The organism is Pseudomonas sp. Y3 TE3536 (assembly GCF_053629175.1).
The window spans coordinates 4,919,980-4,940,950 of record NZ_JBRJHU010000001.1 but is presented as its reverse complement, the minus strand read 5'-3'; the positions used below and the strand labels follow the sequence as shown (position 1 = coordinate 4,940,950).

Here is a 20,971-nt window from a genome sequence, read left to right as displayed (position 1 = left end):
GGTGCGCCTAAGCGCCGCGTCAGGTAGTGGTCCCCCTCTGAGGCCCCGGAGACCTGCCGATGCGTTATCACCGCCTGCTTGCCCCTGCCGCGTTGCCACTGCTCGTACTGCCGACGCTTGGCTACCCTGATTCACTGACCGTCTTGCCGGGCGACAGCCTGGGGGCGATCTCGCAAACCCAACAGGTCGATACCTTCACCATGAGCGGGGGCACGGTCCAGTCGCTGAACCAGGGCCAAGGGTTCGATAATTTCACAATGTCGGGCGGGCGCATTATCGGTGCGTTCGAGGATGGCGATCATGCAGTCTTTTCGGGCGGCCAGATAGGCCGAGTCGACTTGAAGCTCGCTGACAACGAATTCGAAATGTCCCAGGACACCGCCGTTGCAACCAAGATTGACGGCAACCTGGTGAGCGGCTTTGGCAACGACGAGATCCTGCTACGCGGGGGCTCGATTGGCGGCAATATCAGCACCAGTGGCGGCCGGGACCGCATTACCATCAGTGGTGGTTCGCTAAAGGGCAATGTACTCGCCAGCGCCGGCAACGACACCTTCACGTGGTCCGGCGGCAGCATCGGCGGCCGGGTCGATATGGGTATTGGCGATGACTCAGCGACAATCGACAGCCTCAATGCCAAGGCCTTGAACATCAGCGTCGACGGTGGCGCTGGCAATGACACCCTGGTGTTCAACCGCAGCCAGGTGACGCGCGGGGCGTTATACACCAACTGGGAATCCGTGGCGTTGACCAACGACAGCCGATTCACCCTTGACGATACCCTCACCTTGGGCGACCTAGGCACCGACACCCTCCCCGCGACCGGTACAGGCAGCTTCACAATCGATGCGAGCAGCGCGCTGATCGCACGCCAAGGCAGCATCGTGAGTAGCCAGAACGGGAACAAGGTGTCGGTCGAAAACGCCGGCACGATAGACCTGTCACGGGGCAACGATGCCCAGGGGCGCCTGAGCATTCAAGGCGATTACACCGGCAACAACGGCACCCTGCGCGTGAACAGCGTGCTGGCCAGGGATGGCGCGGCCTCCGACCGCCTGGTCGTCAGCCGCGGGGTTATCGCTGGCAGCACTGGCCTGCTGGTCAATAACCTGGGTGGCGCAGGCGCGCTGACCACACAAAACGGTATCCAAGTGGTCGAAGCCCGCGAAGGCGCTGTCAGCCGGAACGACGCTTTCGTACAGACCCAGACGCTTTCGGTCGGTGCCTACGACTATCGCTTGTTCAAGGGTGGCGTGACGGCCGGCAGCGAAAACAGCTGGTACCTGCGCTCTAACGTGGTCGCCCCGCCCGCTCCGGCGCCTGCACCGCAACCGGGGGAGCCACCCGTGATCGAACCGGCAGCGACCCCGCCTGTGGTTGCGGCGGCGCCCGGGCAAGCTGAGCTGCCTGCGCCCGTGCAGGGCAAGCCCTTGGCGCTGTACCGCCCCGAGGTCCCGGTGTACGCCGCTGCCCCCAGAGGCGCCGCGATCATCGCCCGCCAAGCCTTGGGTACCTTTCACCAGCGCCAGGGCGATCAGCAGTTGCTTACCGGCCAAGGCGGGCTCCCCGCCAGCTGGGGCCAGGCCTACGGCGGCACGCTGCGCCAGCAATGGACCGGCACGGTCAGCCCCAGCCTGGACGGTGACCTGTATGGCTTCAAGGTCGGCCAGGACGTGTATGCCAAGGTCAATGACAGCGGCTATCGCCAACAGGTCGGCGTGTATGTCAGCCACAGTCGCCTGGACGCCGACGTCAAAGGGTTTGCCCTGGCCGTACAAGACCGCAGCGTCGGTGACCTGAAGCTCGATGGCGACAGCGTCGGCGCTTACTGGACACTGGTCGGGCCGCAGCGCGGGTACCTCGATGCCGTACTGCAGTACACCGCCCTGGATGGCCGGGCGCGCTCGCACCGTGGTGACAAGCTGAACATCAAGGGCCATGCCTGGACAGCGTCACTGGAGTCCGGCTACCCCATCGTCCTGTCGCAACGCTGGGCCGTGGAGCCGCAAGCCCAGTTGATCGCCCAGAAGGTCTCGCTGGACACCGCCCGTGACAGCGTCTCGCGCGTCAGCCATGACGCCCAGGTTGAACTGACCGCGCGCTTGGGTGCGCGCCTTGAAGGCACCTTCACGGGCACCCGTGGACGCCTGCTGCAACCCTATGCGCAGGTCAACCTGTGGCACGGCGACGGTGGCCGCGACACGCTGACGTTCGATGACCTCGACACGATCAAGACCGACTACCGCTACACCTCGGTGCAACTTGAAAGCGGTGTGGTCGTGCAAGTGAGTGAAGCGCTTAGCCTGCACGGCGGTGTGCAGTACAGCGCCAACCTGGACAGCCGCCAGCAGGAAGCCAGCGGCGTGAACCTGGGTGTGCGCTGGCAGTTCTAGCGGCGCGCTGCCAGCAGACCGAGGCCAGCGCAGCCCAGCAAGGAGGCGCTGACCCGGTTGAACATCCGACGCGGCCCAGGCTGGCTGAACCAGCGCTGCATATAGGCGCCAAGGCCCGCATAGATGGCGATGGCGGCCCACTCCAGCAGCAGGAACAGCACCCCCAGCCACAAGAACTGCTCACTGACCGGGGTCGCACCACCGACCGAAACGAACTGCGGCAGGAAGGCCGTGAAGATCAGGATCGCCTTCGGGTTGCCCGCCGCCACCCAGAACTCTTGCCGCGCCAGGCGCCAGGTGCCGCGTGGGTGATCACCCGCCACCACGGCTTCACCAACAGGGGCCCGCCACAACTGCCAGGCAATGTAGAACAGGTAGGCAGCACCAATCACCTTGATAGCGAGGAACAGGTATTCACTGGTATGCAGCACCACCGCCAGGCCCATGGCCGCCAGCGCAATCATGCCGCTGAAAGCAACAATGCGCCCGCCGCCGGCCACGCAGGCCGTGCGCAGGCCGTAGCGGCTGGCATTGTGCAACGACAGCAGGTTGTTGGGCCCGGGCGCCATGTTGAGGGCGAAGCACGCGGGGATGAACAGCAGCAAACTGGCAAGATCCATTTTTATTGTCCTCTGACATCAAGCGCTTATTTCGACCGCAGACGCACACAGGGTCAAGTTACAGCCAGCCGAAAAAACTGTACGGGTCCCTTGCTACTGGTAAGCTTTTGCTCCTGTCGAGGACCCTTTTCATGCCCCGCTCACAAGCCCGCGTCTGGCGCGATACTGCCCTGCCCTTCGTCGAAAGCCGCCGCGCCTGCCATAGCCGCGCCTGCTACAAGGCGCATAGCCATCCGACCTTTTCCATGGGCGCAGTGGATGCCGGCTTCAGCCTGTTTACCGGCGCAAGCGGTGGCCAGCAACGCCTGACACCCGGCACCTTGGTGATGGTCCCGGCAAAGCGTGTGCATGCGTGCAATCCGGCGCCTGGCCAGGCCTGGAGCTACCAGATGCTGCACGTGGATGCCGACTGGCTGTCGCAACTGCGCCTGGAGTCTGGGCTGCGCGGTGCGCAGGCGGGTGAACCAGCACGTATCAGCCATGTGCCCGCCTTGTACGGCCAGTTCTGCGCGCTGAATGCCTTGCTGTTCTCCAGTGCGAGCAACGGCGAGAAAGAGGCGGCGCTGATTGCCTTCATGGGGGACCAGGACTTCTGCGCGCACCCGACGCTGGAGGCGGCACCGGCGCTGGGCGCCTCCCTGCTCAGTGGCCTGGTCGAACGGATCGAGGCTGAGGACCCTGCGCAACTGAGCCTGACGTTGCTGGCCCAGGAAGCGGGATTGGGGCGTTATCAACTGATTCGGGCGTTTCGCGCAGCCACCGGACTGACGCCCCATGCCTACCTGCTCAACGCCAGGGTCAATCGCGGTCGGCTTCTGTTGAACCAGGGCCTGGCGCTGGCAGAGGTCGCCTACCAGCTTGGGTTTGCCGACCAAAGCCACTTTCAGCGGGTGTTCAAGGCGCACGTGGGCGTAACGCCCGGGCAATACCGAGGCCATTGAGGCCCCGCGCAATAATCTTCAATACGGGCTCCAGGCTCGACGCCAGACTGCGGCTTTCCCTGCCAGAGTCGTCTCGCCCATGGAGCAGTTCCTGATCGTCGCCCTCGCCCACTTCCTAGCCCTGCTGTCACCCGGCCCGGACTTTTTCCTGGTTGCTCGCACCTCCATCAGTGGCGGTTGGCGCACCGCCAGCGGCGCGTGCCTGGGTATCGCGTTGGCCAATGGCGCCTTCATCGCCATGGCCTTTACTGGCCTGTCGATTTTGCGTGAAGGCAGCACGTTGTTCATGGCTTTGCAGCTGGCCGGTGCGGCCTACCTCTTGTACATCGGCACACAATTCTTGCGCTACGCCGGGCATTCCAACCTGGCCGCAGTGGCCGGCAATGGCGCTGTACCAGGTGGGTGGCGCAGCCTGGCGATGGGCTTTTTGTCGGGCATTCTCAACCCCAAGAACGCGCTGTTCTACGCCAGCCTCGCCAGCATGGTCGCCAGCAGCAGTGTCGGCTGGAAGCTGGTGTATGCGGGCTGGATGTTCTGCATCGTGCTGCTCTGGGACCTGCTGGTCGCCGTGGCCATCGGCAACCAGCGCGTGTTGCAGCGCTTCGCCCGCGCCTTGCCCTGGCTGGAGCGGGCTTCGGGGGTCATGCTGATGGTGTTGGCCGGGGCGTTGCTTGTGCACCTTGCGCGGGGCTGACCAGCTCAAGGGTCGCCAGGTCGAGCAGGCTGAAATGGCCGCTGGCCCAGCCGCCGGTGTCCAGGTGCCAGACATTGCCCAGCTGTTTGACCTGCAGCACGGGTGTATGCCCGACCAACAAGGCACGGATGCCGTGCACAGGCCGGGTGTCGCCCTCCTTCAGCCGGCGCCGCGACCATTGGCAGACTTCGCGTACCTCGGGGTCGTCATCCAGTTCCAACCAGCTACGTAACACGGGCCAATCGGCGAATGGGCTGTCGGCATGCAACAGACCGATCAGGCCCGCTGCACTTTCAACTTCCATACCGATCGGCAATTGCTCGAAGCGTTCGACAAAGCGCCGCTGCTCAGCCTTGGGCAGCTCAAGAAACCAGCCACCACCGGCGGCGTGGTACATCTCCAGGTCGAGCCGGCCACCGCGCAGGTAGGTAACCGCCAGCGCCTCATGGTTCCCCTGCACGGCATGAAACCAGGGCAAGTCCAGCCATGCCAGTGCCGCGTGGCTGAGCGGACCGCGGTCGACCAGGTCACCGACGCTGAACAGGCGGTCCACTGCGGGGTTGAACCCAACCGCTTGCAGGCACCGAACAAGGCGCCCGAAGTGCCCGTGGATATCACCCACCGCCAGGTCTCGACCCAGGGGGTTGGCGGCTACCCGCCGAAACCGACTCATTACAAACTTCCTCTGTGGGTGCTGTCATGGCAGGCGTAGAATAAAAGGACACGTCTTTCACCTTGGAGGTGCATCATGCGTACCGCCCTCGTGTGTGCCGTGCTCGTGGCGCTGTCATTGAACAGCATGGCACAAGGTGCTCCGGCTGCGCAGGTCGAGGTGCGATTCGACCATCCCGAAAAATTTCGCGATGCCAGCCTCGACAGTGCCGGCTACGAACGGGGTGCCGATGCCTATATCATGAAGGCCCTGACCGAGTACCTGCAGAAGCTCGGCCAGCGTTACTTGCAAGCAGACCAGCAGCTGGTTATCGACATCCGTGACATCGACCTGGCCGGGCGCTTCGAGCCTTGGCACAGCAATGCCTACGATGTGCGCTTCATGCGCGAAATCACCTGGCCGACCATCGACCTCAGCTACACCCTCAGCCAGCCCGGCAAACCTGCCCAGCAAGCGCAGGAACGGGTCAGCGACAAGATGTACCTCAGCCGCCCAGGGCGCGTGACCAGCAGCAGCGACCGCCTGTATGCCGAAAAGGCCATGCTGAACGACTGGTTCCGCCAGCGCTTCGCACCGCACTCGGCTTCCTGAAAAACCCTTCACTGGTACAGGTGTTGCGGCCAGGCGTATGCTCGGCCCTTGACTCGTACCAGGGAAGGAGCTGTTGATGAAGATCTGCGCCGTGCAACTGGCGTCGCTCAAAGGCGATATTCAGGGCAACCTTGCGCGTCACCTGTATTGCATCGAGCAGGCTGCGGCGCTGGGTGCTGAGCTGGTGGTGTTTCCTGAACTGTCACTGACCGGCTATGAGCCGACCTTGGCCCGCCAGCTCGCCCTGCCGTTATCCTCCCCACGGCTGGAGCCACTGCAGGCACTGTGCGACCAACATGCTCTCACAGTCGCCGTGGGCCTGCCCTTGCCAACGCCTGACGGCATTCGCATCGGCATGCCGATCCTGAGCCCAGGCATGCCCCGCCAGGCGTATGCCAAACGGCGCCTGCACGGCGATGAACTGCCCTACTTCGCCGCCGGCGATCAACCCTTGGTACTCGAGGTGGCCAAGCACCGGGTAGCGCCTGCCATCTGCTACGAGTCGATGTTCATTGAACATGCTGCAGAGGCCCGGGCACAGGGCGCGCAGGTGTACCTGGCCAGTGTGGCGAAAACGGCCAAGGGCATTGGTGAGGGCTACGAGCATTACCCGGAGGTCGCTCGCACGCTGGGCCTTACCGTCTTGTTGGCCAACTGCGTGGGGCCTGCCGATACGTTCATCGGCGCAGGTGGGTCTGCGGCCTGGGATAGCCAGGGTCGGCTGCTGGCCAGCCTGGATGACACCTGCGAAGGGCTGATTCTGCTGGATACCACCCACTCCAGCGCGACCGCTGTGCCACTGAGGGTGCTGACTGCGTGAAGTATCTGTTGTTGACGCTGGCGAGCTACGCATCCACGCATTACCTGGTCGGGCTGTTGATCCAGGGTCAATTGGCCGAAATCGCCGAAGGCCTGCGCCATCGACCGGGTGCGCCCACCCCTGGCGAATACTTGCGAGAGGTCCGGCCCCATGCACGGCGGGCCCACCGGCAGTACACCTTGATGGCCGGATCAGCGCTGGCGCTGGTGGCCTGCCTGGTCGCCAGCTGGATCTTTTAGGTTTGCCTGACTCAGAGCGCCAATGCCAGGCTTTCTCTGCCTTCCAGCGCCAGCAGGTATTGCTTCGCCTGAAGCCCTCCGGCAAAGCCGGTGAGGTTGCCTGAAGCACCAATTACCCGGTGGCACGGCGCAATGATGGAGATCGGGTTACGGCCATTGGCCGCGCCTACTGCACGGACTGCGCTGGGGTTGCCGATCTGCCGGGCAATGTCGCCGTAACTGCGGGTTTCACCGAAAGGGATGGTCAGCAATGCAGCCCACACCTCGCGCTGAAACGGCGTACCGACAAAATCCAACGCCAGGTCAAAGCGTCGCCGCGTACCGGCAAAGTACTCGCCCAGCTGGCGGGCGGTGTCCAGCAGGACTGGGCACCGGTCATCTCGGTGGAGCTCACCGAGCCGCACGCGGTTTTCCCGCTCCTCTTCCCAGAGCACGGCTGCCAGCCGTTCGCCGCGGGCGACCAGCGTCAGCGTGCCAACGGGGGATTGCATGAAGGTGAAGGCGCTGGACATTGGGGGCTCCTGCAGGGTGCGAGATGGTCAGCGCACTCTACGCAGGCGCAAGGCCACACGCACCCGCTTTCTTGCTCAACCAATCCCACAGCCGGCAATCCGCCTGGCTTCTGACAGGTTGACCTTGGGGATCAGTTCGGCCGGGATGCGCGACGCCGCCGACAGGTTGTAGACGTGAAAATGCTCATTGACCACTTGCCGCGCCATCAATGTCAGTGACGGCAGGATGCGGCTGTCCCAATGCTGGTCCAGGCCGCACGGTGAATGTTGCCCTTCTTCGGTCTCGTAGAAGCGCCCCACCGTCTGGTCAAGGTCGACCCCCACCAGCAGCACCTCTTCGAACCCCAGGTGATAAGCCAGTTGCAGCGCCACGTAGGCGACTGTGCGGGCATCGAAAAAACCCTGCGACAAGTCTTTGCTGAAGGCGATCGACCGTGCCCGTTTGCTCCACAGTGCGCGGCTGCAGACGCAACTGTCACCGTGCCCGCGCACACCGTCGAGCAGGCCGGGTGTGTGCGCCTTGTGCAAGGCATAGCATTCGCTGGCAGCTGGTATGTCGGCACCCTCGAATTGCTCTGGCCACAGCGCGAGCCGTTGGCTGTCACGCAGGGCGGTGGCAAACAGATCAGGTTGCTGCAGGCCGAAGCTTTTGTCGGTGCACACGTAGAAAAACGGTTTCACGCCATGCTCTGCTGTCATGGCGACTGAACCGTTCATGGCGATGATGGGCAGGTGGGCAAAATCAGCCAGCGGGAAATGCCTGGCTGAAGCACCCGAGGCCAGAATCACCACGGGGCCTTGCTGGGTATTGCGACACGCCTCGAAACTGGAGAACGCCCCGCGTTCAGCACTGGGCTGCGACGGAAGTGTGTTCATCGTTTGCTACTTTGGACTGGACAGTACAAAACACGATACCGGTCCTTGTATGCACAACGGACGCTTTTACAAAAACCTTACACAAAGCGACTGCTGGGTCTAAATCTGTCCAAAAGTGGAAGTAATGACAGCGCCCTTCTCCACATAAGCGCAGTGTTTCTACAGACCCGTACTCCCGGTCGTTGTTCACCCGCCTGCAGGTCTGGCAGGCGCTTTGCCCCCATTGCACCGACGAACGGGCGTACTGGAAGCGGTGTCACGCACCGGGCTATTCGTCGCTTGCCCATGAGCCTGCTTGATGGTTACCAACTGCCCGACTAATACTTAGGTCTCTGCCTGGGGAGGCACGAAACATGCAACCAAGATTCGTTATCGTTCCGGCGGTACCCATCGAAAAGGAGTCTTTCCGCGTCGGTAGCCGGTACTACGCAGCCACCGTATGCGGCGGGTTCGACATTTACGACAACTTGGCGAAGGAGCGGCTCAAACCCAGTTACCCGAACAGGACCGATGCAGAAGTGCAATGCCAGCGGATGAACACAAAACTCGAAGCACGCTGAGGGGAAGTCGCCGAAGCGGGTGCGCTCAAATGACGTGTGGAGTACTTGCGGACTCACCTCATGACCCTGCCCCGATTAATGCCGGTCAGTTACGGCCAAGGGGGCCGCTGCGATGGGCTGCACAGCAGCCCCATTCACCGCCGATGACGCTTAACTGACTGACAAGCCGGCGACCATGGGCGACTCAGGTTACTGAGCTTACTCCAGGCACTCTCTTGCAGCCTGGCGCAGTTTGTCGCCCGAAAGGAAGCTGCCTTTGTAGAACGTGGCGCGGCTGCCGTCGCGCGACTCAACCACCTCGAGGACATCGTCGGAGGCCACTGCGCTTGGCGCGGTCAATCGATAACCGTGGGCGATCGATTTCTGGTTGGCGAGGGGCGCCAGTGCTTGCCACTTGGGCATTACACAGGCGGCATATTGTGCAGGGGTTTTGGAGGTCAGCTTACTGGCTGTGGGGTTACCCGGTGTTGCGCAACCGGCAAGGCTGGCAGTCAACAAGGTGCAAACAAAGATACGAAATGTAGGCATTTGCAATTGACCATTAGGGATACGGGGCATTCTACCCAGCGTTGCAACTTGGTTCCAATCAACCAAGGTCGTGGTGCATTTTGCTTATGAGTGAACATTCTATTGAAGTTTCACTAAAGCGGGCACCTGTTAATTCTGCTAGTAGCCAAAGCCGTGAAGCGGGTAGAGAGTGGCCGTGCGGATACACATTATCTTGAAGCACCACAAGGAGCGCTCCACATGCCACCCACTCGCACGCTTTTTTTCTACCAGGGTGATAACCTGAGCACAGTGAAAACAGATGAAGAAAGCCGCGGTATCTTTCGGGGTGTAGCAAACATCGCGCATGCAGAACTGCACACTGACAATGCACAAAGTGCCTTGTTGGCAACGGACGATAAAGGCTCAGTCTTGCAGGTGCAAAGTAACGAAGGCGGCAAGCCGGACACTGACCAGCCTTAGCATGAAAAGCTTCACTTGCGTGTCCACTTGCTGGTTGTGTCATGATGCGCTGAACAGGTACTACCGTGCAGGATGCCCATGCCTCAGTTTGATTGGCTCGCGAACCACATGAACCATTGCAACGCCTTCGCTCAGTGGATTCATCAGCAATTCACGTATGAGTTCGACGGCATCGACCTCTCGCGATGGCAGCACGAGTTCGCAGAAGGCCAGGGCAATGGTGACTGGCAATGCCTGATTGCCCTGGAGCAAGGCCAGTTGTTGGGCGGAGCCGCTCTAGCAGCCCAAGACCTGCCTTCCCGTCCGGACCTCGGCCCTTGGCTTGCCTGCGTGTTCGTTGACCCGACAGCCAGAGGAGCCGGTATCGCCGAGGACCTGATTGAGCGCCTATGTGCCCATGCGCGCACTGCCGGACTCGAAACCTTGTACCTGCACACCCATGATAAACAGGCTTACTATGCCAAGCGTGGCTGGACGGTGATTGAGCAGTTCGAGGCGTGGGGCAACCTGCAGTGGCTGATGTCACGCACGCTTCGCTGAACAGCCGGACAGGGTTGTAGACGCACACTTCAAGGAACGCACTCACGCTCATGGAACCGCTTCATACCATCAAAGCCGATCTCGTCAAAACCGCCGACCACCTGAATGAACTCAGCAAAGCCATGACCGGGCACGCCAAGTTCATGGAAGCGCGGGCGACCTCAGACAGCGAGATCGATGTACGCGCTCATATCAAGTCCATCGATGGGGTTGCCAGTGAGTTGAGGTCCGTCGCAGCAAAGATCAAGGATGAGACCTGACCCACGCCCAACCCACGGCAACCTTCAGAGCTCGCTACTTAGCGCAGGCGAACTGTTCGGTCACGGGAATCGCATCGCTTGCTATCCGCCGCGCCCTGCCCACGCCCCACGCCAAGGCACGGGTCATTGATTCGCCTGGGCGCGAATCGAATGCTTCTTCATGAATGGCCATGCCACTGGGGGCATAAACCCCGATGAACATCTGCGTATTGCCTGTTCGCGACAGTCGCACCTGGACATCGATGTAGCTGCCGTCACTTAACGTTTCGTCGTGAGTCCGATGGTGAAGCGTTGGGTCAGCCCAGCCCCAGAAAACGTCGCCGCGAATCCGCATGTCGCCCCTCCTACGACTTTAGTTGTATACCTAAAGCCACCATAGCCAAAGGCAAACGGCGCGCAACTGTACTCAGTCGAAATGTGAGCTGAATCGGACAACTGGCAATCACCTGTAAACAAAGCGTTATTCGTTTGCCTACGCAGGCCATCACGTCATGCCAAATCAAGCACCGACAGTCGACGCCAGAGGTCGCTTGCACGGTGAATTTATGGCAATCTGCCGCGAAATCAAAAACGCAAAATCATGGAAACTAAATTTCAAGAGCACGCTAATGCCAGAAATTTCAGCAGATAACGCCAGCCTTATTCACAGCATTGCTACAACAACCGCCATCATTGCCGCCTTAGTCTCGGCCTGCGCGGTCATCTTGGCGCACCTGACGTCCGAGGTGCAAAGTAGCGAGTCAGACAGGTCCATGGCCGAGGCCAGCCAACTGATCGCCACAGCCAACCAGTCCGCCGCCCAGTCCCAGTTGAAAATCGAAGAGCTCCTGCAACAGAACGCGGCGTTGACGGCACAACTGGACGCCGCGAAAAAAGAGCGCCAGGCCATTGAACATCGCCTGCGGCCCAGAAAGCTGACAGCGCAGGCACAGGCCGCGTTCCAGGCATTGGCGGCAGCGCTCGCCAAAGACAAAGTAGCCCCAACCGTACTGCTCAATATCGTCAGAAACGACGACGAAGCGTTGGCGTTCTCCAAGCAGATCGCCGTTGCCCTGACCAAAGCGGGCGTGCGGGTACAAATAAAGCAGTTGATGCTCACCAAAGAGGCCACGGGCGTTCAGGCAGTGCTGTATGACAGCCCGGGAAGCCAGCAAATCGAACGTGCGCTGAGGGCCGCTAATTTTGCAACGGACATCAGTCGATCGTCGCAAACACCGAAGATCAATATCGATGATGACGATAAGCCTGCTATTAGTGCGTTTATCAACGTGTTTCCAAAAGAGATGTCGTTAACGGACACTGCAGCGCCGCACGCAGACTAAAACTAACGATCATGACTGGCCACCCATCCAGCATGGACGCAAAGCCAGTAACTAACACGCCCGGCTCCGTAGTAGCGTTGCGCATTCTACGAACTTCCAGGTCCGTTAACCGCAAGGACCTGGGCGATTCAGACCAGGAGGTCAAATGCGTGTTGAGGTGATAGACCAAGCGGCGATAGATTCGGCGCTGATTGCGTTTGCCCGCTATAAAATCGGAGAAACAAAAATCTTCGACCTAGAGCGTGCAATGAGCTTTGAAGTGGGTGAGGCTTTGTCCAAAAGCGGACTGGTGAGGTTCACCATTACACAGTCAGTGTCCGGTCGCTACCGCATCAGCGATGAAGGCGAAAACGCCATCACGGACGCTGGGCGGGCGCGCCTTAAGGTGATCCGAGGATAAGCCCGCTTTCATTATTCAGTGCAGCCAGCCTAACCAAATAGATTAGGTTTTGTACGAAAAGTATGGCCATCCATCGTTGTGGGAGCGGGCTTGCCCCGCGATCTGCCGCAACGCGGCAGCAAAGCCTGAATTCGCGGCGACTTTGACGCTAGTCGATACCGGGTACAGGAGCGCTTCGCACTCCATCGCGGGGCGAGCCCGCTCCCACAAAACTGTTCGTACAGTGCCTAGGCGCCGCCCGCAAGCACCTCAGCATTTATCGTCAAGCTCGGCGGGCCAAGCGCTGAAAAAGCCATTCATTCTAGGCACCGCACGTAGCTCCAGGGGTGCCCCAATACTCGATCAGCCCAAGGATCTTTACTTCTTCTCTGATGTTTCGCACTTAATTTCAGGTTGGTTCTAGTTATCTAGGGTTTGCCCTCGCGTATTTTTACGCGAGGGCAGACCTTTGCAGAATAGGCGGCCGTACCGCTTCTCACGTAAACACTTTAAAAAGGCACCGGTGCTCTCCCTCATCACCGGGCAGCCTACTCGACGAGCGGGCCCTTAACGCCATCAAGCAAGCCCTGCAGTTCACAACGCTCCAACGCATGGCGTGCAAGTCCGTGCCCCCTGCCAGCCCTTTCGTGGTCCAACCAAGCAAAGGTGGGCTGTGGAGCTGCGATCCAAGTGTTACAATCCGCCCATTCAAATCAGCGCTCAAGCGCTGGACATCCGTGATCGCCGTCAGTACGACACCCGCCACACCTACGCAACCCTGTGCCTGATGCCTGGGATGAACCCTGCGTTCATCGCGAATCAGCTCGGCCATAGCGTTGGAATGTTGCTCTCTACCTACGCGAAATGGATCAGCTCCTCCTCGGACTGGAGGGAGCTGGAGAAGCTGCCGCCCCGCGTCGAATTGGCCCAAAATTGGCCCAAAACTGACACGAGGGCCTAAATACACCTCTGGAACCCCCGCAGGACAAGCACTTGATTTCTACCGCCAACATCACCATGCAGTTCGGCTCCAAGCCGCTGTTTGAAAACGTTTCCGTCAAATTCAACAACGGCAACCGCTACGGCCTCATCGGCGCCAACGGTTGCGGTAAGTCGACCTTCATGAAGATCCTCGGCGGCGACCTTGAGCCGTCCGGTGGCCAGGTCATGCTCGAGCCGAACACCCGCCTCGGCAAGCTGCGCCAGGACCAGTTCGCCTACGAGGAATTCACCGTAATCGATACGGTGATCATGGGCCACGGCCAGCTGTGGAAGGTCAAAGCCGAGCGCGATCGTATCTACTCGCTGCCAGAAATGACCGAGGAAGACGGCATGGCCGTCGCCGAGCTGGAAACCGAATTCGCCGAGATGGACGGTTACACCGCCGAATCGCGTGCCGGTGAACTGCTGCTGGGCCTGGGTATTCCGCTGGACCAGCACTTCGGCCCGATGAGCGAAGTGGCGCCGGGCTGGAAGCTGCGTGTGCTGCTGGCCCAGGCGTTGTTCTCGGACCCGGACGTGCTGCTGCTCGACGAACCGACCAACCACCTGGACATCAACACCATCCGCTGGCTGGAAACGATCCTCACGGCGCGCAACAGCACCATGATCATCATTTCCCACGACCGGCACTTCCTGAACAGCGTCTGCACTCACATGGCCGACCTGGACTACGGTGAGCTGCGCCTGTTCCCAGGCAACTACGACGAGTACATGACCGCCGCGACCCAGTCGCGCGAGCAGTTGCTGTCGGACAACGCCAAGAAGAAAGCCCAGATCGCCGAGCTGCAGACCTTCGTCAGCCGCTTCTCGGCCAACGCCTCCAAGGCCAAGCAGGCCACCTCGCGCGCCAAGCAGATCGACAAGATCCAGCTGGCCGAGGTCAAGCCGTCGAGCCGGGTCAGCCCGTTCATCCGCTTCGAGCAGACCAAGAAGCTGCACCGTCAGGCCGTCGTGGTCGAAAAAATGGCCAAGGCCTTCGACGACAAGGTTCTGTTCAAGAACTTCGACATCACTGTCGAAGCTGGCGAGCGCGTCGCGATCATCGGCCCCAACGGTATCGGCAAGACCACCCTGCTGCGCACCCTGGTTGGCGAAATGACGCCGGATGCGGGCTCGGTGAAGTGGACCGACAGCGCCGAAGTGGGCTATTACGCCCAGGATCACGCCCACGACTTCGAGGACGACCTGAGCCTGTTCGACTGGATGGGCCAGTGGACCTCCGGTGAGCAGGTGATTCGCGGCACCCTTGGGCGCATGCTGTTCTCCAACGACGAGATCCTCAAGTCGGTGAAGGTGATTTCCGGTGGTGAGCAAGGCCGCATGCTGTTCGGCAAGCTGATCCTGCAAAAACCGAACGTGCTGGTGATGGACGAACCGACCAACCACCTGGACATGGAATCGATCGAAGCACTGAACCTGGCGCTGGAAAACTACCCAGGCACGCTGCTGTTCGTTAGCCATGACCGCGAGTTCGTGTCCTCGCTGGCCACCCGCATCATCGAGCTGTCGCCGGACGGTGTCGTGGACTTCAGCGGCACCTATGACGACTACCTGCGTAGCCAGGGCGTCGTAGTCTGATGTAGTGCGCTCCGCCTGGTCGCGTTGAGTTGACCAGGCGGATCCCATGGATGGTTCATTCACCCGGAATAATTCGTTAGCCTGCTTTCATTTCCTTCGCGCAACGGCCATGATGAAACAACGCCCAACCGCCCGCCCGCGAAAGAGCCCATGACCGCGCAACAGCCCGCCCCCGCCAGCAATACCTCCAACATCACCCTGCAGATCCTGTCGATCGTCTTCTACACGTTCATTGCCTTCCTCTGCATCGGCCTGCCGATTGCGGTGTTGCCCAGCTATGTGCATGACCAGTTGGGCTTCGGCGCGGTTGTCGCCGGGATAACGATTGGCCTGCAATACCTGGCCACCCTGCTGAGCCGCCCCTTTGCCGGGCGGGTGGCGGACACGCTGGGCGGCAAGCAAGCGATTCGTTTCGGCTTGCTCGGCATTGCCAGTTGCGGGGTGCTGACGCTGTTGTCGGCCTGGACCCTGAGCGTGCCGTTACTGAGCCTGGCGCTATTGCTGGGCGGGCGCCTGCTGCTGGGCATCGCCCAAGGGCTGATCGGCGTGGCCACCTTGAGCTGGGGCATCAGCCAGGTTGGACCGGAGCACACCGCCCGGGTGATCTCGTGGAACGGTATCGCGTCTTACGGCGCCATCGCCATTGGTGCACCGGTCGGTGTGCTGGCGGTGGATGGCCTGGACTTCAGCGTGCTGGGGCCAACCTTGCTGGTGCTGGCGCTGCTGGCCATGCTGGTGCTGCGCAAACGCCCGGACGTGGTGGTGGTACGGGGCGAACGGCTGCCCTTCTGGTCTGCCTTCGGCCGCGTTGCGCCCTGTGGCCTGGGGCTGACATTGGCGTCGATCGGCTATGGCACGCTGACCACGTTCGTCACCCTCTATTACCTGGAACGTGGCTGGGCCGGTGCAGCCTGGTGCCTGAGCGCCTTCGGCGTGTGCTTTATCATTTCGCGGCTGTTGTTCGTCAATGCGGTCAACCGGTTTGGCGGATACAACGTGGCAGTGGTGTGCATGGCCACCGAGGTGATTGGCCTGGGGCTGCTGTGGCTGGCACCCTCGCCGCCTTGGGCGTTGGCAGGTGCCGGGCTCACAGGGTTCGGCTTGTCGCTGGTGTACCCGGCACTGGGTGTAGAGGCCATCAAGCAGGTGCCTAGCAGCAGCCGCGGCGCTGGGTTGGGGGCTTACGCGGTGTTTTTCGACATGGCCTTGGCCATTGCCGGCCCGGTGATGGGCGCGGTGGCAGTGCACCTGGGCTATGCCTCTATCTTCTGCGTTGCCGCCCTGCTCGCCTTGGCAGGCGTTGGCTTAACGCTGCTTCTGGCGCGGCGCAGCCGACGCAGCTGAGCGCTCATCCGGTAGCGGTGCGCTGAGGGCCTGGCTGAAGAACGCTGCGGTGTCGCGTTGCAACGAGTGATGAATATGGCGGCGGTCAACGCCTTCGGCATCCTTGCACAGCGCCGGCATGCGGGCGTGTTGTTCTTCGTCGCAGCGCGCCATGAACACGAAATGCCCTGCGCCGGCCAGCAGACGGTAATCCGGTGTGACTGGCAGCTTGCGTGCTAACGCTTCGGCATTGCGGTCCACAGCCACCAGTTGGTCGCGGTCGCCGCTGTAGATCAGCACCGGGATGTGCACACTGGCCAGCGCATGGCGGCCAAACAGCAGGCTCAGCGGCGCCATCAGCATCGCCGCGCCCACCCGTGAATCGGCCTTCGGTGCCAGCTCGCTGCGGTCGGCAATCAGCACGCCATGGGTCTTGCAGGCGTCGCCATCGCTGGGGCGCTCGAGGCAGTACTGGCGCAGGCGGTCCAGGTCGGGTTGCGCACCCGAGACGATCAGCGCCGTTTCGCCCCCGGCCGAATAGCCGATGACACCTACCTTGCCATCATTCAGGTAGGGCCCAAGCAGCGCGTCGTCACGGGCAGCCGTGATCGCGGCGCTGACTTGCAGCGGCCGGCCATAGAGGTTGCTCAAGGTACCCAGGCGACTGTGATCGCGGGCGTTGTCCCCCGGGTGCACCACCGCCACGACCACAAAACCCTGCCGTGCCAGCGCGGTGGCCAGGTAATGCAAGGCCAGCGGGCTGCCGGTATTGCCGTGGGAGAGCACCAGTAAAGGGAACTGCCCCACGGCCACCGGCGCCTCTTCGGCGACGTCGAGCGGGTAGCCGTCGATGCGCATGTTATGGGGCACACCTGTCGCCGGGTAAAACGCCAGCGCTTGCATCGGGCGATCATCGACAGGGTCGGCCAGGGTCATGTGGTGCAGACCGGCGACCCAAGGCGCGGCGTGGGCGTGCGCCAACACGCCGCCGAGCAGGACCAGCGCCAACACGCTGCGAGGGATGTTCATCGCCAGCCGTTCCGTGCAGGGTCAGAGATAGCGCCAGCATAGAGCCGCCGACGCCAAGGGCAGATGAAAACTGGATGAAACCCTGCATGCACGCAACGCCCGCGCCCAATGCAATTGCGCTTTTCCGAGAACCCATGGCATAGATGCAGGTCAATCGCTTTACCTGACCCTTTCGCGACCTTGAAGGAGCACCCTGCATGAGCAAGCACCCTTACGCCCCACCCAAGGTCTGGCGCAATGACGCAGCCTCCGGTGGCCAGTTCGCCAGCATCAACCGCCCGGTAGCCGGCCCGACCCATGACAAGGCACTGCCAGTGGGCAAGCACCCCTTGCAGTTGTATTCGCTGGCCACGCCCAACGGCGTGAAGGTGAACATTGCCCTTGAAGAGCTGCTCGCCCTGGGCCACAGCGGCGCTGAATACGACGCCTGGTTGATCCGCATCGGCGAGGGTGACCAGTTTTCCAGCGGCTTCGTGCAGGTTAACCCCAACTCGAAGATCCCTGCCCTGCTCGACCGCAGTGTCGAGCCACCGGTACGGGTATTCGAGTCGGGCTCGATCCTGTTGTACCTGGCGGAAAAGTTCGGTGCGCTATTGCCCACGTCTGCCGCTGCACGTACCGAAAGCCTGAACTGGCTGTTCTGGCAGATGGGCGCGGCGCCTTACCTGGGCGGCGGCTTTGGCCACTTCTACGTGTACGCCCCGGAAAAGTTCGAATACGCCATCAACCGCTTCACCATGGAAGCCAAGCGCCAACTGGATGTGCTCGACCGCCGCCTGGCCGAAAGCCGTTATTTGGGCGGCGATGAATACAGCATCGCCGATATCGCCGTGTGGCCTTGGTATGGCGAGCTGGTGCGCGGCAATCTTTATGGCGCAGCAACGTTTCTGGCGGTGCACGAATATACCCACGTACAGCGTTGGGCCGAAGAGATCGCCCAGCGGCCCGCCGTGCAACGTGGGTCACGGGTCAATCGCACCTGGGGCGATGAAGCCAGCCAAGTACCAGAACGGCACTCGGCGGCCGACCTGGATTGACCGTTCGGGGCCGCCTCGCGGCCCCGACAATGCTCGCCTGCATAAAACCATTTGCCCCTGCGCAAACCTGCGTCCGGCAATGCCTTCTTGTACACTCCTCGCACTAGCCCCCACCTGCAAAACTTTTTGGTGAACGCATGATCGAGGTAACCGAGGTTTCCATTGCCGAGCTGCGCGACGCACTCGAGTCGGGCCGCACGACGGCGGTCGAGCTGGTCAAGGCCTACCAGGCGCGCATCGACGCCTACGATGGCGCCGACACCGCTACCACACTGAACGCCGTGGTGGTACGCAACCCAGACGCACTGAAGGAGGCTGAAGCCTCCGACGCCCGCCGCGCCAAGGGCCAGCCCCTGAGCCCGCTGGACGGCATCCCCTACACAGCCAAGGACAGCTACCTGGTCAAGGGCCTGACTGCGGCTTCCGGCAGCCCAGCCTTCAAAGACCTGGTCGCCCAGCGCGACGCCTTCACCATCGAGCGCCTACGCGCCGCCGGTGCTGTGTGCCTGGGCAAGACCAACATGCCGCCCATGGCCAACGGTGGCATGCAGCGGGGCGTCTATGGCCGTGCCGAAAGCCCGTACAACGCCGCCTACCTGACTGCGCCCTTCGCCTCTGGCTCGTCCAACGGTGCCGGCACCGCGACGGCCGCCAGCTTCAGTGCCTTTGGCCTGGCCGAGGAAACCTGGTCCAGTGGCCGTGGCCCAGCATCGAACAACGGCCTCTGCGCGTACACCCCTTCGCGTGGGGTGATCTCGGTGCGTGGCAACTGGCCGCTGACCCCGACCATGGACGTGGTGGTGCCTTATGCCCGCACCATGGCCGACCTGCTGGAAATCCTCGACGTGGTGGTTGCCGACGACGCCGACACACGCGGTGACCTGTGGCGCTTGCAGCCGTGGGTAACTATCCCGGCCGCCTCGTCGGTGCGCCCAGCGTCGTACCTGGACCTGGCTGTGGATGCCAGCGCGCTCAAGGGCAAACGCTTTGGCGTGCCGCGCATGTACATCAATGCCGACCCAGAAGCTGGCACTTCCGAGAAACCGGGTATCGGTGGCCCAACCGGCCAGCGCATCAACACCCGCGACAGCGTCATCGACCTGTGGCAACAAGCGCGCCAGGCGTTGGAAGCTGCAGGTGCCGAAGTGCTCGAAGTGGACTTCCCGTTGGTCTCCAACTGCGAAAGCGACCGCCCAGGCGCCCCGACCGTGTACAACCGCGGCATCGTCAGCAAGGCATTCCTCCATGACGAACTGTGGGAGCTGTCGGGCTGGGCCTTTGACGACTTCCTGCGGGCCAACGACGACCCCAAGCTCAACCGCCTGGCCGATGTCGATGGGCCGAAGATCTTCCCGCACGACCCCGGCACCCTGCCCAACCGTGAGGACGACCTGGCCGCCGGCATGGACGAATACGTCAACATGGCCAAGCGCGGCCTGAAGACCTGGGACCAGATAGAAACCCTGCCCGACGGGCTGCGCGGTCTGGAGAAGACCCGCAAGCTGGACCTGGAAGACTGGATGGACACCCTGGGCCTGGACGCGGTGCTGTTCCCGACCGTGGCCGATGTAGGGCCAGCGGATGCTGACGTCAACCCGGCTTCGGCCGACATTGCCTGGAGCAACGGCATTTGGGTGGCCAACGGCAACCTTGCGATCCGCCACCTGGGCGTACCGACCGTCACCGTGCCCATGGGTGTAATGGCTGACATCGGCATGCCGGTGGGGCTGACCTTCGCCGGCCGCGCTTATACCGACAACCACCTGTTGAGCTTCGCAGCGGCCTTCGAGGCCACTGGCTCGCGCCGCATGATTCCACCGCGTACGCCAGCACTGGGCAAGTAAACTCGCCCCTCACATCGCCATTTTCAACGTATTGTGTAAAAATGCACAAACCGTTGAATTTGGCGATGCATTCATGCCGCTCTCTCCCCCTGAAGAACGTCAGCTCACCCTCACCGTTCTCAAGGCCGCTATCCAGGCTTTGGGCAGCGTTGCCGCGCGCAACATGGAAATCCTCCTGCACGACCTTGACCACCCGGAACACTCCGTGGTGGCGATCGTAAACGGCCACCTCTCCGGCCGTGTCGTCGGCAGCCCAATCCTCGCCGCGCCGGAGCAGGACCTAGGCTTCAAGGCCCTGATGCGGGCCACCGTGGAACAGCGCGGCTGTGCGCCTGTGGTCTTGCCGGATTACCCGACCACGCTCAAGGGCCGCACCCTGCGCAGCGCCACGGCCATTTTCCGCGACAGCACCGGCCACCCGTTCGCCAGCCTCTGCATCAATACCGACGTTACGGGGCTGGACGCTGCGATGAATTTTCTGCAGCAGTTACAGCCCCTGAGCGACTCGCCAGCGGTCAGCGAACCCGCCGACATGGCGCTGTTGATGAGCGAAATCATCCAGGGCGCGCTGCAACGCAGCGGCCAAGGCCGGATGACCAAGCAGGCCAAGGTCGACGCGGTGCGGGTCATGCAGGAGCGTGGCTTGTTCATCGTCAAAGGCGGCGTGGAAAAGGCTGCCAGCGCCCTTGGGGTGACCCGCTACACCGTTTACAACTACCTGGAGCAGTTGCGTGGCGAACAACCGGCAGCGGCTCGTGAAGACTGACGC

The 20,971-nt window shown here is 61.9% G+C and carries 24 protein-coding genes and 1 pseudogene; 18 read left to right on the top strand and 7 right to left on the bottom strand.

Annotated elements, in window-relative coordinates; translation table 11 throughout:
* Positions 1 to 59 precede the first annotated feature (59 nt).
* Entirely contained in the window at positions 60 to 2,393 is a 2,334-nt protein-coding gene (locus AB7M33_RS22395; protein ID WP_454243639.1) for an autotransporter family protein, read from the top strand.
* On the opposite strand, the gene AB7M33_RS22390 is transcribed toward AB7M33_RS22395, so the two are convergent.
* Positions 2,390 to 3,013 (bottom strand): LysE family translocator, encoded by a 624-nt coding sequence (locus tag AB7M33_RS22390; RefSeq protein ID WP_027594859.1) that lies wholly within the window; start codon positions 3,011 to 3,013, stop codon positions 2,390 to 2,392. The two genes, AB7M33_RS22395 and AB7M33_RS22390, sit on opposite strands and share 4 nt — an antisense overlap.
* A gap of 131 nt (positions 3,014 to 3,144) precedes the next feature.
* Here AB7M33_RS22390 and AB7M33_RS22385 point away from each other — a divergent pair, with 131 nt between their 5' ends.
* On the top strand, positions 3,145 to 3,954 hold the full coding sequence (locus AB7M33_RS22385) for an AraC family transcriptional regulator (RefSeq protein ID WP_454243638.1): 810 nt from the start codon (positions 3,145 to 3,147) through the stop codon (positions 3,952 to 3,954).
* A gap of 79 nt (positions 3,955 to 4,033) precedes the next feature.
* Positions 4,034 to 4,648 (top strand): LysE family translocator, encoded by a 615-nt coding sequence (locus tag AB7M33_RS22380; RefSeq protein WP_454243637.1) that lies wholly within the window; start codon positions 4,034 to 4,036, stop codon positions 4,646 to 4,648.
* On the opposite strand, the gene AB7M33_RS22375 is transcribed toward AB7M33_RS22380, so the two are convergent.
* On the bottom strand, positions 4,596 to 5,321 hold the full coding sequence (locus AB7M33_RS22375) for a metallophosphoesterase (RefSeq protein WP_099429480.1): 726 nt from the start codon (positions 5,319 to 5,321) through the stop codon (positions 4,596 to 4,598). The genes AB7M33_RS22380 and AB7M33_RS22375 overlap by 53 nt on opposite strands.
* 75 nt (positions 5,322 to 5,396) lie before the next feature.
* On the opposite strand from AB7M33_RS22375, the gene AB7M33_RS22370 reads away from it, so the two are divergent.
* From AB7M33_RS22370 to AB7M33_RS22360, 3 genes are all read left to right on the top strand, one after another.
* Entirely contained in the window at positions 5,397 to 5,912 is a 516-nt protein-coding gene (locus AB7M33_RS22370) for a DUF3016 domain-containing protein (protein ID WP_454243636.1), read from the top strand.
* 76 nt (positions 5,913 to 5,988) lie between these two features.
* Positions 5,989 to 6,732, top strand: a complete 744-nt coding sequence (locus AB7M33_RS22365; protein WP_027594854.1) for a carbon-nitrogen hydrolase family protein — start codon at positions 5,989 to 5,991, stop codon at positions 6,730 to 6,732.
* Positions 6,729 to 6,971 carry a hypothetical protein gene (locus AB7M33_RS22360; RefSeq protein WP_238211869.1) on the top strand — a complete coding sequence of 81 codons (243 nt, stop codon included), beginning with the start codon at positions 6,729 to 6,731 and terminating at the stop codon, positions 6,969 to 6,971. Before AB7M33_RS22365 ends, AB7M33_RS22360 begins: the two co-directional genes overlap by 4 nt.
* Before the next feature lie 11 nt (positions 6,972 to 6,982).
* Here AB7M33_RS22360 and AB7M33_RS22355 read toward each other — a convergent pair whose 3' ends face one another.
* On the bottom strand, positions 6,983 to 7,483 hold the full coding sequence (locus AB7M33_RS22355) for a methylated-DNA--[protein]-cysteine S-methyltransferase (protein WP_099429481.1): 501 nt from the start codon (positions 7,481 to 7,483) through the stop codon (positions 6,983 to 6,985).
* Positions 7,484 to 7,558: 75 nt separating this feature from the next.
* Entirely contained in the window at positions 7,559 to 8,359 is an 801-nt protein-coding gene (locus AB7M33_RS22350; protein WP_099429482.1) for a lipopolysaccharide biosynthesis protein, read from the bottom strand.
* Positions 8,360 to 8,712: 353 nt separating this feature from the next.
* Between AB7M33_RS22350 and AB7M33_RS22345 the strand changes: the two genes are divergently transcribed.
* Positions 8,713 to 8,919 (top strand): hypothetical protein, encoded by a 207-nt coding sequence (locus tag AB7M33_RS22345; protein ID WP_027594850.1) that lies wholly within the window; start codon positions 8,713 to 8,715, stop codon positions 8,917 to 8,919.
* A gap of 198 nt (positions 8,920 to 9,117) precedes the next feature.
* Here AB7M33_RS22345 and AB7M33_RS22340 read toward each other — a convergent pair whose 3' ends face one another.
* A complete protein-coding gene (locus AB7M33_RS22340) occupies positions 9,118 to 9,477 on the bottom strand; it encodes a hypothetical protein (protein WP_099429483.1) in 360 nt (119 codons plus the stop codon).
* A 189-nt stretch (positions 9,478 to 9,666) separates the two neighbouring features.
* On the opposite strand from AB7M33_RS22340, the gene AB7M33_RS22335 reads away from it, so the two are divergent.
* The 3 genes from AB7M33_RS22335 to AB7M33_RS22325 all read left to right on the top strand — a co-directional run bounded on the left by AB7M33_RS22335 (position 9,667) and on the right by AB7M33_RS22325 (position 10,688).
* Positions 9,667 to 9,888 (top strand): hypothetical protein, encoded by a 222-nt coding sequence (locus AB7M33_RS22335; RefSeq protein WP_454243635.1) that lies wholly within the window; start codon positions 9,667 to 9,669, stop codon positions 9,886 to 9,888.
* A 78-nt stretch (positions 9,889 to 9,966) separates the two neighbouring features.
* Positions 9,967 to 10,428: a GNAT family N-acetyltransferase gene (locus AB7M33_RS22330; protein ID WP_238211879.1), complete on the top strand. Its 462-nt coding sequence runs from the start codon at positions 9,967 to 9,969 to the stop codon at positions 10,426 to 10,428.
* A 50-nt stretch (positions 10,429 to 10,478) separates the two neighbouring features.
* Positions 10,479 to 10,688, top strand: a complete 210-nt coding sequence (locus AB7M33_RS22325; protein ID WP_027594847.1) for a hypothetical protein — start codon at positions 10,479 to 10,481, stop codon at positions 10,686 to 10,688.
* Between the two features lie 34 nt (positions 10,689 to 10,722).
* Here AB7M33_RS22325 and AB7M33_RS22320 read toward each other — a convergent pair whose 3' ends face one another.
* Positions 10,723 to 11,022, bottom strand: coding sequence for a hypothetical protein (locus AB7M33_RS22320; protein WP_027594846.1), 300 nt, complete (start codon positions 11,020 to 11,022; stop codon positions 10,723 to 10,725).
* Between the two features lie 157 nt (positions 11,023 to 11,179).
* On the opposite strand from AB7M33_RS22320, the gene AB7M33_RS22315 reads away from it, so the two are divergent.
* The 5 genes and pseudogenes from AB7M33_RS22315 to AB7M33_RS22295 all read left to right on the top strand — a co-directional run bounded on the left by AB7M33_RS22315 (position 11,180) and on the right by AB7M33_RS22295 (position 16,313).
* Positions 11,180 to 12,010 carry a hypothetical protein gene (locus AB7M33_RS22315; protein WP_225876643.1) on the top strand — a complete coding sequence of 277 codons (831 nt, stop codon included), beginning with the start codon at positions 11,180 to 11,182 and terminating at the stop codon, positions 12,008 to 12,010.
* Between the two features lie 145 nt (positions 12,011 to 12,155).
* Positions 12,156 to 12,410: a hypothetical protein gene (locus AB7M33_RS22310; protein WP_027594844.1), complete on the top strand. Its 255-nt coding sequence runs from the start codon at positions 12,156 to 12,158 to the stop codon at positions 12,408 to 12,410.
* Between the two features lie 590 nt (positions 12,411 to 13,000).
* Positions 13,001 to 13,350 (top strand): annotated as a pseudogene (locus AB7M33_RS22305) (integrase).
* Positions 13,351 to 13,382: 32 nt separating this feature from the next.
* Positions 13,383 to 14,969 carry an ABC-F family ATPase gene (locus AB7M33_RS22300; protein WP_027594842.1) on the top strand — a complete coding sequence of 529 codons (1,587 nt, stop codon included), beginning with the start codon at positions 13,383 to 13,385 and terminating at the stop codon, positions 14,967 to 14,969.
* A 150-nt stretch (positions 14,970 to 15,119) separates the two neighbouring features.
* Positions 15,120 to 16,313: an MFS transporter gene (locus tag AB7M33_RS22295; protein WP_099429493.1), complete on the top strand. Its 1,194-nt coding sequence runs from the start codon at positions 15,120 to 15,122 to the stop codon at positions 16,311 to 16,313.
* Here the strand turns inward: AB7M33_RS22295 and AB7M33_RS22290 are convergent.
* Entirely contained in the window at positions 16,275 to 17,321 is a 1,047-nt protein-coding gene (locus tag AB7M33_RS22290; RefSeq protein WP_454243634.1) for an alpha/beta hydrolase family protein, read from the bottom strand. The two genes, AB7M33_RS22295 and AB7M33_RS22290, sit on opposite strands and share 39 nt — an antisense overlap.
* A gap of 197 nt (positions 17,322 to 17,518) precedes the next feature.
* On the opposite strand from AB7M33_RS22290, the gene yghU reads away from it, so the two are divergent.
* The 3 genes from yghU to AB7M33_RS22275 all read left to right on the top strand — a co-directional run bounded on the left by yghU (position 17,519) and on the right by AB7M33_RS22275 (position 20,968).
* Positions 17,519 to 18,358 (top strand): glutathione-dependent disulfide-bond oxidoreductase, encoded by an 840-nt coding sequence (gene yghU / locus AB7M33_RS22285; protein ID WP_099429495.1) that lies wholly within the window; start codon positions 17,519 to 17,521, stop codon positions 18,356 to 18,358.
* A gap of 137 nt (positions 18,359 to 18,495) precedes the next feature.
* Positions 18,496 to 20,202 carry an amidase gene (locus AB7M33_RS22280; protein ID WP_454243633.1) on the top strand — a complete coding sequence of 569 codons (1,707 nt, stop codon included), beginning with the start codon at positions 18,496 to 18,498 and terminating at the stop codon, positions 20,200 to 20,202.
* 73 nt (positions 20,203 to 20,275) lie between these two features.
* Positions 20,276 to 20,968 (top strand): helix-turn-helix transcriptional regulator, encoded by a 693-nt coding sequence (locus AB7M33_RS22275; protein WP_027594837.1) that lies wholly within the window; start codon positions 20,276 to 20,278, stop codon positions 20,966 to 20,968.
* Positions 20,969 to 20,971 lie beyond the last annotated feature (3 nt).

Excerpts from the sequence above, each read along its gene's own strand:
- AB7M33_RS22335 (WP_454243635.1), top strand. The coding sequence starts at position 9,667 with ATGCCACCCACTCGCACGCTTTTTTTCTACCAGGGTGATAACCTGAGC.
- AB7M33_RS22330 (WP_238211879.1), top strand. The coding sequence starts at position 9,967 with ATGCCTCAGTTTGATTGGCTCGCGAACCACATGAACCATTGCAACGCC.
- yghU (WP_099429495.1), top strand. The coding sequence starts at position 17,519 with ATGAGCAAGCACCCTTACGCCCCACCCAAGGTCTGGCGCAATGACGCA.
- AB7M33_RS22275 (WP_027594837.1), top strand. The coding sequence starts at position 20,276 with ATGCCGCTCTCTCCCCCTGAAGAACGTCAGCTCACCCTCACCGTTCTC.
- AB7M33_RS22365 (WP_027594854.1), top strand. The coding sequence starts at position 5,989 with ATGAAGATCTGCGCCGTGCAACTGGCGTCGCTCAAAGGCGATATTCAG.
- AB7M33_RS22380 (WP_454243637.1), top strand. The coding sequence starts at position 4,034 with ATGGAGCAGTTCCTGATCGTCGCCCTCGCCCACTTCCTAGCCCTGCTG.
- AB7M33_RS22320 (WP_027594846.1), bottom strand. The coding sequence starts at position 11,022 with ATGCGGATTCGCGGCGACGTTTTCTGGGGCTGGGCTGACCCAACGCTT.
- AB7M33_RS22310 (WP_027594844.1), top strand. The coding sequence starts at position 12,156 with ATGCGTGTTGAGGTGATAGACCAAGCGGCGATAGATTCGGCGCTGATT.
- AB7M33_RS22385 (WP_454243638.1), top strand. The coding sequence starts at position 3,145 with ATGCCCCGCTCACAAGCCCGCGTCTGGCGCGATACTGCCCTGCCCTTC.
- AB7M33_RS22295 (WP_099429493.1), top strand. The coding sequence starts at position 15,120 with ATGACCGCGCAACAGCCCGCCCCCGCCAGCAATACCTCCAACATCACC.
- AB7M33_RS22355 (WP_099429481.1), bottom strand. The coding sequence starts at position 7,483 with ATGTCCAGCGCCTTCACCTTCATGCAATCCCCCGTTGGCACGCTGACG.
- AB7M33_RS22370 (WP_454243636.1), top strand. The coding sequence starts at position 5,397 with ATGCGTACCGCCCTCGTGTGTGCCGTGCTCGTGGCGCTGTCATTGAAC.
- AB7M33_RS22315 (WP_225876643.1), top strand. The coding sequence starts at position 11,180 with ATGCCAAATCAAGCACCGACAGTCGACGCCAGAGGTCGCTTGCACGGT.
- AB7M33_RS22325 (WP_027594847.1), top strand. The coding sequence starts at position 10,479 with ATGGAACCGCTTCATACCATCAAAGCCGATCTCGTCAAAACCGCCGAC.
- AB7M33_RS22390 (WP_027594859.1), bottom strand. The coding sequence starts at position 3,013 with ATGGATCTTGCCAGTTTGCTGCTGTTCATCCCCGCGTGCTTCGCCCTC.
- AB7M33_RS22290 (WP_454243634.1), bottom strand. The coding sequence starts at position 17,321 with ATGAACATCCCTCGCAGCGTGTTGGCGCTGGTCCTGCTCGGCGGCGTG.
- AB7M33_RS22340 (WP_099429483.1), bottom strand. The coding sequence starts at position 9,477 with ATGCCCCGTATCCCTAATGGTCAATTGCAAATGCCTACATTTCGTATC.
- AB7M33_RS22280 (WP_454243633.1), top strand. The coding sequence starts at position 18,496 with ATGATCGAGGTAACCGAGGTTTCCATTGCCGAGCTGCGCGACGCACTC.
- AB7M33_RS22375 (WP_099429480.1), bottom strand. The coding sequence starts at position 5,321 with ATGAGTCGGTTTCGGCGGGTAGCCGCCAACCCCCTGGGTCGAGACCTG.
- AB7M33_RS22345 (WP_027594850.1), top strand. The coding sequence starts at position 8,713 with ATGCAACCAAGATTCGTTATCGTTCCGGCGGTACCCATCGAAAAGGAG.
- AB7M33_RS22395 (WP_454243639.1), top strand. The coding sequence starts at position 60 with ATGCGTTATCACCGCCTGCTTGCCCCTGCCGCGTTGCCACTGCTCGTA.
- AB7M33_RS22350 (WP_099429482.1), bottom strand. The coding sequence starts at position 8,359 with ATGAACACACTTCCGTCGCAGCCCAGTGCTGAACGCGGGGCGTTCTCC.